This is a genomic window from Burkholderia sp. MSMB1826 (assembly GCF_001526325.1).
GTDB lineage: Bacteria > Pseudomonadota > Gammaproteobacteria > Burkholderiales > Burkholderiaceae > Burkholderia.
In genome coordinates, this window is sequence record NZ_LOYN01000032.1 from 210,572 (window position 1) to 222,187 (window position 11,616).

Genomic DNA, 11,616 nt, shown 5'->3' on the forward strand with positions numbered 1-11,616 from the left:
GGATTCCTGATGAATCAGGCTGGCTCGTCGTGAAATACCGGCAAGACATGCTCGGCGATTTCCTCGATGACGTCGCGCACGGGCCGGTCCGATCCAGGGTTCAGCGTGACGTGGTGCGTCCCCGCCGCGCGCATCTCGTGCAGGATGTCGACCAGCGCGCGCCGCCCGGTTGCATAGCCGAGCGGCAGCGCGGTGGCAGGCGTATCGGGATGCGCGGCGAGATCGAGCCGCATCGATACGCCGAATGCGCGAAATTCCGGCGACGCGAGCCGATCGACCGCCGCGCGCCACATCGAATAGCGGGCACGCTGCGTATCCGGATCGCGGTGATACGTCATCCAGCCGATCGCATGCCGGGCGATCCAGTCGACGCTCTGTCCGCCCGAGCCGACCGCGAGCATCGGCACCGCGTCGCCGCCGCGCGGCAGCAGCGTGAATTCGGGCGCATCGGGCGGCGCGTGGTCGGGCAGCACGCGCGACGGCACGCCGAGCGCGGCCGCGACGACGTCCCAGTGCGCGCGATAGCGGTCGCGCCGGGTGTTCGCGTCGACGCCGAACGCCGCATATTCGGGCGGCCGGTCGCCCGAGCCGAGCCCGAGGATGAAGCGCCCGCTCGACAGCGTCGCGACCGACAGCGCGCCTTTCGCGATATGCAGGGGATGACGGAGCGGCAGCACGATCGCGCCGCTGGCGAGCGCGATCCGGCGGGTGCGCGACGCCAGCGCGCCGAGCAGTACCCACGGGTCGAGGTGGCCGACCGGGTCGGGATAGTCGGCGCTGTTCAGCGGCACGTCGCGAATCCACAGCGCGCGAAAGCCGAGCGAATCGGCCAGCGCCGCGAGTTCGAGCTGTTCGTCGAAGTCCGCGACGATGCGGCCGCTGCGAAGCAGCGGAAGCGTGAGGCCGATCGACAGCCGTCCGGCCGAGAAGACACGATGCGCGATGTCGGGGCGGGCGGGAGTGGGGATGGTCATGGCGAATCCTTGGCGGCGACGCAGCGGGAGCGCGCGGCGCTCAGTGTCCGAATGCTAGCGTGTTTGCTCGATGCACGAGCGGGACGGCCAGGCCTCGCGCTACCCGACCCGCAGCGTCGCGCCGAGCGGCGCGAGCCGCGGGCGTGACGCCACGCACTGCGGCGCGCGGTCGTCGCGACCGCAGCGGCAGGCCGGCGTGCGGGAGCCGATATCGAACCGGTGCTTCGTATCGGACATGCGCGCGTGCGGGTTCCAGCCGGCGCCGGTGGCGGGCGGCGGGAACGGGCGAGGCCGGCCGCTCGCGTCCGATCGCGACACCGGCCGCGCGGCGATCGTCAGGCGGCCGGCCACTGCGCACAGCGACGACGCGACGATGCCGGCGGTGCGTTTCAGTTTCGAAACGTTCGCGCTTTCCGACGGGGTGCGATGCCTGCCCGCGGCCCGCGAGGCCTTGCGGCATGAAGCATGGTGCGCTCCTTGCATGGTTGTATGGGCCGTGAGTGCGATCGCGGGTGCAGTCGGCTCGGCAATCGCTTCAGTGGGTCGGACATATCGAAGACGGGGACAAGAGAATGAAAAAAGACCGAAACGCAACGTGTCGTGTTGCAAACATGAATCGCCGACCTGCCAGGGTATTCGCTTCGCCGTTGATTGCGGTGACGTGAGCGCGCGGCTTTCCGTTCCATCCGAGTAATCGGGTTCGTTCCGAACGACGGCGTGCATGCGTGACGCACGAGTCCGACCGGTGCCGGTCGGCCGTCGCGGGCGAACCGCGTGCAGGCGGATGGCCCCGGCCCGGATCCCGGAATCGTCATGCCTTGGCGCAACGCACGTCGTCGCGCGGCGCATGCGTTTGCACGCCGCGCATTGCGCGGGCATGACGAGCGCACCGAACGGGATCGGGTCGGGAAAGCCGGCGACGCGCCGACGTGCGCGACCGGGCGGAACACGCGGAGTCCAGGGGAGCGTCCGTCGATCGCGGCATGACGGACGTCGCAACATTGTGCTGTCAGTTGATCCACTACCCCGATGGATCAATTGTTGAAGCGCCCGTCGCCGAGCGGCGACGGGCGTCTTTTTGTCCGCGCCCGCGTGCCGTGGCGGCGGCCGGCCCGATCGCACGGCGTTCTGTATCATGTGCTGGCGTGCGTGGCGGCCCGTGCGGGCGCACGGCCTGCCGGCGCGACCGATCACGTTGCCAACATGAACGATAACGCCTTGCCCGATTCTTCCGTCGACGACGCCGATCCGGCCGCGCTCGATGCGCTGCAGACGTTCGTCGAGCGTCATCCTCGCCTGCTCGTGCTGACCGGCGCGGGCATCAGCACCGATTCCGGCATTCCCGGTTACCGCGACCGCAATGGCCAATGGATGCGCTCGCCGCCGATTCAGCTTCACGAATTCCTCGGCTCCGACGCCGCGCGGCGCCGCTACTGGGCGCGCAGCATGATCGGCTGGCCGGTCGTCGGCCGCGCGCGGCCGAACGGGTCGCATGTCGCGCTGGCGCGGCTCGGCGGCGCGGGCCGGATCGAGCGCCTCGTCACGCAGAACGTCGACGGCCTGCATCAGCGCGCGGGCAGCGGCGACGTGATCGAACTGCACGGCGGCATCGACGGCGTGACCTGCCTCGACTGCGGCGCGCATCATGCGCGGGCCGCGATCCAGGCCGTGCTCGAAGCCGACAATCCCGAGCTGCTGGGCGCGCAGGCCGAGCCGGCCGCGGACGGCGACGCGCACCTCGAATGGGCCGCGCTCGATACGTTCCGCATCCCGGCGTGCCCCGCGTGCGGCGGCCTGCTGAAGCCGGCGGTCGTGTTCTTCGGCGAGAACGTGCCGCGCGAGCGCGTGGCGCTGGCGTCGCAGGCGCTCGACGCGGCCGACGCGTTGCTCGTCGTCGGCTCGTCGCTGATGGTGTATTCCGGCTACCGCTTCTGCGTGTGGGCGCAGGCGCAGCACAAGCCGGTCGCCGCACTCAATCTCGGCCGTACGCGCGCCGACCCGATGCTGACGCTGAAGGTCGAGGCGCGCTGCGCCCCCGCGCTCGACGCACTCGTGGCGCGGCTGGGGCTCGGGCGCAACGGCGACACGAAGGAGCATGCATCGTGACCGGCGCCGCGACTTCGCCCGATCCGTCCGCGCGGCTGTCGGCGCCGGCGGCCGAACGCAATCGCGGCCCGATCCTCGACGTGCTGCGCCGCGTGCTGCCCGCGAGCGGCAACGTGCTCGAAATCGCGAGCGGCACCGGGCAGCACGTCGTGCACTTCGCGCAGGCGTTGCCGGGCCTGCACTGGCAGCCGAGCGATCCCGATGCGCACGCGCGGCGTTCGATCGCCGCGTGGGTCGCGCATGCGGGCCTCGAGAACGTCGCCGGGCCGCTGGCGTTCGACGTGCGCGACACGCCGTGGCCGGTCGCGGCGCTCGACGCGATCGTCTGCATCAACATGATTCATATCTCGCCGTGGGCCTGCACCGACGCGCTGTTCGCGGGGGCGTCGCGCGTGCTGCGGCCGGGCGGCGTGCTGTTCCTGTACGGCCCGTACCGTCGCGAAGGCCGGCATACGGCGCCGTCGAACGAAGCCTTCGACCGGCAGTTGCGCAGCCGCGACCCGTCGTGGGGCGTGCGCGATCTCGAGACCGTGGTCGCGCTCGGCCTCGATCGCGGGCTCGATTGCATCGAGGTCGTCGAGATGCCGGCGAACAACCTGAGCGTCGTGTTCCGGCGCCTGCCGCACGCGGAGCAATGACACGCAAGCGCGCAGCGCCGCCGGGTTTCCACTATCCTTTCGCCTGTGCGCGCGGCCCGGCTCGGGTCGCGCCCCGTTTTTTCCGGAGAATTGACTAATGGGCAAACAAGCAATCGGTGTGATCGGGCTCGCGGTGATGGGCCGCAATCTCGCACTCAATATCGAGAGCCGCGGTTACGCGGTGTCGGTGTACAACCGCAGCCGCGAGAAAACCGACGAACTGATCGCCGAATTCCCCGGCCGCAATCTGGTGCCGACCTATACGCTCGAGGAATTCGTCGCGTCGCTCGAAACGCCGCGCCGGATCCTGATGATGGTGAAGGCCGGGGAAGCGACCGATGCGACGATCGCATCGCTCAAGCCGCTGCTCGAGAAGGGCGACGTGCTGATCGACGGCGGCAACACGCACTTCACCGACACGATCCGCCGCAACCAGGAACTCGCGCAGTCGGGCCTGCATTTCATCGGCACCGGCGTGTCGGGCGGCGAAGAGGGCGCGCTGCGCGGCCCGTCGATCATGCCCGGCGGCCAGCGCGACGCGTACGACCTCGTCGAGCCGATCCTCAAGCAGATCGCCGCGAAGGCGCCGTCGGACGGCGAGCCGTGCGTCGCGTACATGGGCCCGGACGGCGCGGGCCACTACGTGAAGATGGTTCACAACGGCATCGAATACGGCGACATGCAGCTGATCGCCGAAAGCTACTCGGTGCTGAAGGACGTCGCGGGCCTGACCAACGACGAACTCGGCGCGGTGTACACCGAATGGAACCAGGGCGAGCTCGACAGCTACCTGATCGAGATCACGTCGAAGATCTTCGGCAAGAAGGACGAGGAGACCGGCAAGCATCTCGTCGACGTGATCCTCGATCGCGCCGCGCAGAAGGGCACCGGCAAGTGGACGAGCCAGAATGCGCTGGATCTCGGCGTGCCGCTGCCGCTCATCACGGAGTCGGTGTTCGCGCGCGTGCTGTCGTCGCTGAAGACCGAGCGCGTCGCGGCCAGCAAGATCCTGTCGGGCCCGGCCGCCGCGCCGTTCGACGGCGATCGTGCCGCGTTCGTCGAAGCGGTGCGCCGCGCGCTGTACCTGAGCAAGGTAATCTCGTACGCGCAGGGCTTCGCGCAACTGCGCACGGCGTCGGAAGAGTACGGCTGGAACCTCGATCTCGGGACGATCGCGAAGATCTTCCGCGCCGGCTGCATCATCCGCGCGCGCTTCCTGCAGAAGATCACCGACGCATATGCGAAGGATCCGGCGCTCGCGAACCTGCTGCTCGACCCGTACTTCAAGGACATCGCCGCGAACTACCAGGCATCGCTGCGCGACGTCGTGGTGGCCGCGGTGAAGGCCGGCGTGCCGGTCCCGGCGTTCGCATCGGCGGTCGCGTACTTCGACAGCTACCGTTCGGAGCGGCTGCCGGCGAACCTTGTGCAGGCGCAGCGAGACTTCTTCGGCGCGCATACGTTCGAGCGCACCGACAAGCCGGGCAGCTTCCACGCGAACTGGTCGTAACCGGCTGGCGGCGGCCGCATTGTTGCGAAAATCTATTCTTTGAATAGGGTTTTTCTATCCCGGATGTCGACATTGTTGGCTCCGGGGAAACAGTGTTTTCGCTCTTTCATGGTTTTCCCTAGGTGCTGACGGGACTAAACTTTATTCCATCGCTGCAGACATGGTGTGTGCGGCGGAGCAAAAAAATCCCGGAGGTAATCATGAAATCGCTGATCGCAACGTTCGCTGCTGCTGCTGTCCTCGCCGTTCCCGCCGTCTCGTTCGCCCAACAGAACGCGCCCGTCACCCGTGCACAGGTGAAGGCCGAGCTGGTCCAGCTGCAACAGGCCGGCTACAAGCTGGGCAGCGACCGGACCAACTACCCGGAAGGCATCCAGGCTGCCGAAGCCCGTGTGAACCCGCAACAGAACGTCGCTGCGGCCGACACGACCGGCTACGGTGCGCAACCGGCCGCCGGCCAGGAATCGGGCGCACCGGCTGCGGCCAAGACCGGCTGGCAAGTCAAGCGCATCTCGGACGGCGCACCGGTCTACAAGGGTCGTTAATGGTACGGCCGCGCTGGCGACCGGATCCGACCCCCTGTAGTACAACAGCCCGTCGTACCGCTAGTGCGGTACGACGGGCTGTTTTCATTGGCGGCGCGCGATGCGCCGCCGTTCAGTGCAGCGGGCGTCTGCCGTGCCCGATATCGCGAAACAGCGCTTCGGCCGGTTCCAGTACCTGCAGCCACGTTTCGTCGTAACCGCTCAGCGTATCGAGTGCGTCGCGCAGCCGTTCGATCGCGAGGACCGGCAACTCGACGCTGTGGCGCGTGGCGCCGGTCAGGTGCGTGACGCTCGCCAGCTGGACGAGCGCGTCGGCCGCTTCGGCGACGTCGGTCGCGAACAGCAGGTGCCGGTTGAGCAATTCGACCAGACCGCTGGAACCGGCGAAATCGTCGGCGTCGAGCTGCACGGAGAGAAACGTCGCGTTATTCATTGTCATGCTCCTCGTTGTCGTTGGATCGCGCTGCGCATCACCGAGTATAGGCGGCGATCGAAGCGGAGAATATGACGGGGCCGATACGGGCGGCGAGGGTGGCGGCACCCCGCAGGGAAATCTCCGAAGCCCCGGCCGGGCGGCCCGCCCGGCACGGCTCGCGGCCCGCCGGCGCGCCCGCGCGACGCCGCAAGATTGTTTCCGGATCCGCCAACTGTCGGAGCCTCGACCGCCACAAATGGTATCTTTGCCGATCGGGACGCGCGAAAAAGGGGCCGGTGAGCTCATTCGCGCCGACGTCCCGCTGTGGAAACTGACGGCCGCGACAGCGGTCGGATACTGGTTGATCCGGCCGTTCGGCCGGACATCGTGCGTCGCATGCCGGGGGGCGGTGGGCGGCGCAACGACGGCAAATCCGGGAGGACCCTTGAGAGAAACTATTCCCATCCACGACGCGCTCACGCGCTGGCTGCCGCAGGCGGCGCTCGTTGCCGCGGCCATCGCGCTGGCGGGCTGCACGATGACGCCGTGGACCGACAGTTGGCAACCCACGCGTCAACCGGCGCCTACGTCGGCGGCGACGCCGGGCGTGATCGCCGGCTATTACCGCGTGAACCCGGGCGATACGCTGGCGGGCATCGCGAGCGCCTACGGGCAGCGCGTGCAGGACGTGGCCAGCTGGAACCACATGGCGCCCACCGACGCCGTGTCGCCGGGCCAGGTGCTGCGGGTCGCGCCGCCGCCGGCCGCGGCCTCGTACGGGCAGCCGCCCGCGGCGGCCGCCCAGCCGGGCTCGCTCGCATGGCCGGCCACGGGCGTCGTCGCGACACCGTTCTCGGCCGGCAAGACGCGCGGCGTCGTGATCGCCGCGTCCGGGCCCGACCATTCGGTGCGGGCCGCGGCAAACGGGCGCGTGGTGTACGCGGGCTCCGGCGTCAAGGCGTACGGTCCGCTCGTGATTCTGAAGCACGACAACGGGCTCATCACGGCCTACGGGCACAATGGCAAGCTGCTCGTCAACGAGGGCGACGCGGTGCGCCAAGGGCAGCCGGTCGCCGAAATGGGCACCGACGCGAGCGGTCGTTCGACGTTCGAGTTCGAGGTCCGTCAGAACGGCAAGGTCGTCGATCCGATGAACTTCCTGCCGCGCAACGGCGGCTGATCGTCGGCATCGCCACGTGTGCGCCGGGTGGCGCACACGTTCCCGCCCCCTTTCATCTTTTCCACCTTCATCCTTTCTCGAGCGTCGCGGCGCCGGACTGTCTCGCACGATTGCCGAGCCAGCAAATGCCCAATGCGAGCGCCGCCGCGCCGAACGCGATCAGCGAACACTGGATCGCGACGGGCAGGTAGCCGTGCGGCCGCGGATCGACGAACGGGTAGGGATACCAGTTCTCCACCGCGCCGCGCACGAGCGTATAGCCGAGATAGACGACCGGAAAGCCGAGCCATGCGAATGCGCTGCGGCGCGGAATCGGCGAGCGCGGTTCGACATACAGCCAGTCGCACAGCATCACGAGCGGCACGATCCGGTGCAGTACCCAGTTGTTGAACGCCGGCGTGACGTGGCGCAGCGCATCGAGCCGCGCGAGCAGGAGCTCGTAGACGATCGCGGTGATCAGCACGTACAGCACCGCCGCGCCGCGCATCGATTCGTAGCGGGCCGAGCCGGGGCGCGCGATGCGCCATAGCCCCGCGGCCAGCATCGCGGCCGCGTAGAGGCTGCTCAGTTGCGTGAAGTAGCTGAGGTAGTTGCCGAGATGGAAGTTCGGCAGGCGCCAGTAGTCGGCGACGCTGTGCAGCGTGGTGGACACCGCGAGCAACGCGGCGATCAGCCGGTAGGCCGCAACGAAGAACGCTTTGCTCATGATGCCCGCGCGCCGTCGCACCAAAGCTTCATCGTGCCACAGCCGCCTGCGTGCGCGATGCGGATTTTCCATAGGGCGGCCCTGCGCGGCGCGCGTCGACGATACGTCGGATATTTGATCGCGTCGTGTAAAACCGGGCGCCCGTGCGGCTACAATCGCCACAGCATTGCCAGGCGTCGTCCGGTTGCAACTGGCGCCTTCCCCGAATACAAAACGAGACGAAGCATGAAAAACATCCTCGCGAAACAGACGCGCTACAGCTCGCCCGCGATCTTCTTCCACTGGGCCATCTTCGTGCTGGTCGCGCTGGCCTACCTGGCCATCGAGATTCGCGGACCGAAAGGCAGCGACAGCCGTGCGTTCTGGATGAACGTGCATCTGACGGCCGGTACGTTCGTCCTCGTGCTGTCGGTACTGCGCGTGCTGTGGCGAGTCGTCAGCCGCGTGCCGGAAGCGATTCCGCAGGCGGCGCTGCTGCGCTGGCTGTCGAAGCTCGCGCATGTCGCGCTCTACGTGTTCATCATCGCGCAGCCGCTGCTCGGCATCATGATGATCAACATGGGCGGCAAGCCGGTGTCGCTCGACTGGCTCGGCGTGTCGTTTACGCTGTTCGGCCCCGACAAGGCGCTGCGGCCGACGATCAAGGAAGCGCACGAGCTGATCGGCAACGCGTTCTATTTCGTGATCGGCCTGCATGCGCTGGCCGCGCTCTACCATCACTTCATCCGGCGCGACGACGTGCTGCGGCGCATGGCGCCCTGATCGTCCCGTTTCCGGCGCGCGAAGCACGCGGGGGCGCATGGTTGCGTTGACAACCATGCGCCCCCCGTTCGTTTACCGTCGCCCGCACTGTTCACCACGTCGAACATTCTGTAACATCTCGGCTGCCTTTACGTTCCGCTTACTCGTCGCCGCGCATGCTGCACCGACATCGTCACCTGACTGCCTGGCTTAGCCTGCTCGCGATCTGGATCGCGATCGCGGCGCCGCTGGTGTCGCAGTGGCGTATCGCGCAAGCGACGACGCCCGATGCGATCGTCTGCAGTACCGATCATGGTGCACATCGTTCGTCCGATACGGGCGGCATGCACGGTCATGCGTTGCATCTCGACGCGTGCGGCTACTGCGGTTTCTTCGCGCATAGCCCGGCCATCGGCGCGCCTGCCGCCGCATCGGTCGACTTCCTTCCCGTCGTTTCCGTTTTCGCTGCCGCATCGCCTTCCGTCGTGGCGCGCAGCGACCGCTATCCGCGCGCGTATCCGCGCGCACCGCCCGAGCGCGCCTGACGCGTTTCCCGCCGTTCCTACTTCCGCCGATATCCGTGCGGCCCGTCGAGGCCGCGTGGAGGGCGCCACTCGGGCTTTCGATCATGATCAATTTCCAGTTGCGTGCGCCGTGTGCGTCGCGCAATGCCGGTGCGCGACCGCTGCCGCGCATGCTGAAACTTACCGTTCCCGCGCTGGCTGCCAGCGCGCTGGCCGCGAGCGCCGCCGCGGCCGACACCCCACATGCGGCCGGCGCGCCGGCGGACGCCGCCGCCGTGCTGTTGCCGCCGGTCGAAGTCGTCGCGTCGCCGCTGTCGACGCCGCTCGTCGTCGTCACGGATCCGAAGGCGCCGCGCCAGCCGCTGCCGGCGAGCGACGGCGCCGATTACCTGAAGACGATCCCCGGCTTCACGTCGATCCGCAGCGGCGGCACGAACGGCGACCCCGTGCTGCGCGGGATGTTCGGGTCGCGGCTGAACATCCTGGCGAACGGGATGCCGACGCTGGGCGCGTGCCCGAACCGGATGGACGCGCCGACGTCGTATATCGCGCCGGAAAGCTATGACAAGGTCACCGTCGTGAAGGGGCCGCAGACCGTGTTGTACGGTCCGGGCGCGTCGGCCGGCACCGTGCTGTTCGAGCGTGTGACGCCGCGTTTCGAGCGCCCCGGCATGCGCTTCGACGGCAGTCTCGTCGGCGGGTCGTTCGGCCGCAACGACCAGAACCTCGACCTGAGCGCCGGCACGCCGGACGTCTACGGCCGCGTGACCGCGAACCACGCGCATTCGCAGGACTACGAGGATGGCAACGGCAACACCGTGCCGTCGCAGTGGGACAAGTGGAACGCCGATGCGGCGCTCGGCTGGACCCCCGACGACCATACGCGCGTCGAGCTGACCGCCGGCACCGGCGACGGCTATGCGCGCTACGCGGGCCGCGGGATGGACGGCGCGCATTTCCGCCGCGAGACGTTCGGCCTGTCGTTCGACAAGCGGCATCTCGGCGACGTGCTCGACCGGATCGAGGCGCGCGTGTACTACAACGAAGCCGATCATGTGATGGACAACTACACGTTGCGGCAACCCGACCCGACGAGCCGCATGCCGATGCGGATGGCCGCGGACGTGCGACGCCGCACGGTCGGCGCACGGGCGGCCGGGACGTTCCGCTTCGGCGACGACTTCAAGCTCGTCACGGGCGTCGATGCGCAATCGAACCGGCTCGATTCGCGGTCGTCGATGGGGCAGCAGAACTACCGCGACCAGCCGTGGGATGCGCAGGCGACGATGTGGAACGCGGGCGTGTTCGGCGAGCTGACGTGGTATGCGAGCGACGTATCGCGCGTGATCGGCGGCGCGCGCGTCGACTATGCGAGCGCACGCGACAAGCGTGCGGTGCAGCGCGGCATGATGACGAGCAAGCCGAACCCGACCTTCGACGACGATCGGACGAAAGTGCTGCCGAGCGGCTTCGTGCGCTACGAGCGCGATCTCGCGTCGCTGCCCGTCACGTGGTATGCGGGGATCGGCCACGCGGAGCGTTATCCGGACTACTGGGAACTGTTCTCGGCGACGCGCGGGCCGGCCGGCTCGGTCAACGCGTTCTCGGCGGTGCAGCCGGAGAAGACCACCCAGCTCGATATCGGCGCGCAATACAGGAGCGACCGGTTCGATGCATGGGTGTCGGCGTACGCGGGCTACGTACAGGACTTCATCCTGTTCAACTATGCGGCCGGCATGATGGGGCCGACCACGCAGGCAACCAACGTCAACGCGCAGATCATGGGCGGCGAAGCGGGCGTGTCGTGGCGGCCGGTCGCGCCGCTGCGCGTCGAGACGTCGCTTGCGTATGCGTGGGGGCGCAACGTGGCGAGCGGCGATCCGCTGCCGCAGATGCCGCCGCTCGAAGCGCGCATCGGGGTCGAATACACGCGCGGCGCATGGTCGGCGGGCGGCCTGTGGCGCATCGTTGCGCCGCAGCATCGCTACGCACTGAACGAGGGCAACGTGGTCGGCAAGGACTTCGGCCCGAGCGCCGGATTCGGCGTGCTGTCGCTGCATGCGCAGTACAACGTCAGCAAGACCGTGCAGATCTCGGTGGGCGTCGACAACGTGCTCGACAAGGCCTATACCGAGCATCTGAACCTCGCCGGCAACGCGGGCTTCGGCTATCCGGCGAACGCGCCGGTGATGGAGCCGGGGCGGACCGCGTGGGTGCGCGTGAGCGCGAAGCTGTAGCGCGCATCGCGCATGTGCGTCGCAGCATGCGCATGCATGA

At 68.4% G+C, this 11,616-nt stretch carries 12 protein-coding genes; 8 read left to right on the top strand and 4 right to left on the bottom strand.

The window, feature by feature from the left end:
* Window positions 1–14 precede the first annotated feature (14 nt).
* Together WS95_RS21120 and WS95_RS35035 are read right to left on the bottom strand one after the other, a co-directional pair.
* The gene (locus WS95_RS21120) at window positions 15–974 is read right to left on the bottom strand and encodes an LLM class oxidoreductase (protein ID WP_059825585.1); all 960 of its coding nucleotides are present in this window, start codon (window positions 972–974) and stop codon (window positions 15–17) included.
* A 99-nt stretch (window positions 975–1,073) separates the two neighbouring features.
* The gene (locus tag WS95_RS35035) at window positions 1,074–1,697 is read right to left on the bottom strand and encodes a hypothetical protein (protein WP_156444537.1); all 624 of its coding nucleotides are present in this window, start codon (window positions 1,695–1,697) and stop codon (window positions 1,074–1,076) included.
* 480 nt (window positions 1,698–2,177) lie between these two features.
* Between WS95_RS35035 and WS95_RS21130 the strand changes: the two genes are divergently transcribed.
* From WS95_RS21130 to WS95_RS21145, 4 genes are all read left to right on the top strand, one after another.
* Complete coding sequence (locus WS95_RS21130) at window positions 2,178–3,080, top strand: NAD-dependent protein deacetylase (RefSeq protein ID WP_059825667.1); 903 nt, start codon at window positions 2,178–2,180, stop codon at window positions 3,078–3,080.
* Entirely contained in the window at window positions 3,077–3,718 is a 642-nt protein-coding gene (locus WS95_RS21135) for a DUF938 domain-containing protein (protein ID WP_059825590.1), read from the top strand. The genes WS95_RS21130 and WS95_RS21135 overlap by 4 nt, the downstream gene beginning before the upstream one ends.
* A gap of 97 nt (window positions 3,719–3,815) precedes the next feature.
* Window positions 3,816–5,228, top strand: a complete 1,413-nt coding sequence (gene gndA, locus WS95_RS21140; RefSeq protein WP_021160879.1) for an NADP-dependent phosphogluconate dehydrogenase — start codon at window positions 3,816–3,818, stop codon at window positions 5,226–5,228.
* Between the two features lie 200 nt (window positions 5,229–5,428).
* On the top strand, window positions 5,429–5,773 hold the full coding sequence (locus WS95_RS21145) for a DUF4148 domain-containing protein (protein WP_034205207.1): 345 nt from the start codon (window positions 5,429–5,431) through the stop codon (window positions 5,771–5,773).
* A 112-nt stretch (window positions 5,774–5,885) separates the two neighbouring features.
* Here the strand turns inward: WS95_RS21145 and WS95_RS21150 are convergent, their stop codons facing one another.
* The gene (locus WS95_RS21150; protein WP_059825593.1) at window positions 5,886–6,206 is read right to left on the bottom strand and encodes a hypothetical protein; all 321 of its coding nucleotides are present in this window, start codon (window positions 6,204–6,206) and stop codon (window positions 5,886–5,888) included.
* A 427-nt stretch (window positions 6,207–6,633) separates the two neighbouring features.
* On the opposite strand from WS95_RS21150, the gene WS95_RS21155 reads away from it, so the two are divergent.
* Window positions 6,634–7,368, top strand: coding sequence for a peptidoglycan DD-metalloendopeptidase family protein (locus WS95_RS21155; RefSeq protein WP_059784029.1), 735 nt, complete (start codon window positions 6,634–6,636; stop codon window positions 7,366–7,368).
* Between the two features lie 67 nt (window positions 7,369–7,435).
* On the opposite strand, the gene WS95_RS21160 is transcribed toward WS95_RS21155, so the two are convergent.
* Complete coding sequence (locus tag WS95_RS21160; protein WP_059785085.1) at window positions 7,436–8,074, bottom strand: Pr6Pr family membrane protein; 639 nt, start codon at window positions 8,072–8,074, stop codon at window positions 7,436–7,438.
* Window positions 8,075–8,299: 225 nt separating this feature from the next.
* On the opposite strand from WS95_RS21160, the gene WS95_RS21165 reads away from it, so the two are divergent.
* From WS95_RS21165 to WS95_RS21175, 3 genes are all read left to right on the top strand, one after another.
* Complete coding sequence (locus WS95_RS21165; protein WP_059825596.1) at window positions 8,300–8,836, top strand: cytochrome b; 537 nt, start codon at window positions 8,300–8,302, stop codon at window positions 8,834–8,836.
* 155 nt (window positions 8,837–8,991) lie between these two features.
* Window positions 8,992–9,360, top strand: coding sequence for a DUF2946 domain-containing protein (locus tag WS95_RS21170; RefSeq protein WP_059825598.1), 369 nt, complete (start codon window positions 8,992–8,994; stop codon window positions 9,358–9,360).
* Window positions 9,361–9,443: 83 nt separating this feature from the next.
* On the top strand, window positions 9,444–11,576 hold the full coding sequence (locus WS95_RS21175; RefSeq protein WP_059825601.1) for a TonB-dependent copper receptor: 2,133 nt from the start codon (window positions 9,444–9,446) through the stop codon (window positions 11,574–11,576).
* The last annotated feature ends 40 nt before the right edge of the window (window positions 11,577–11,616 follow it).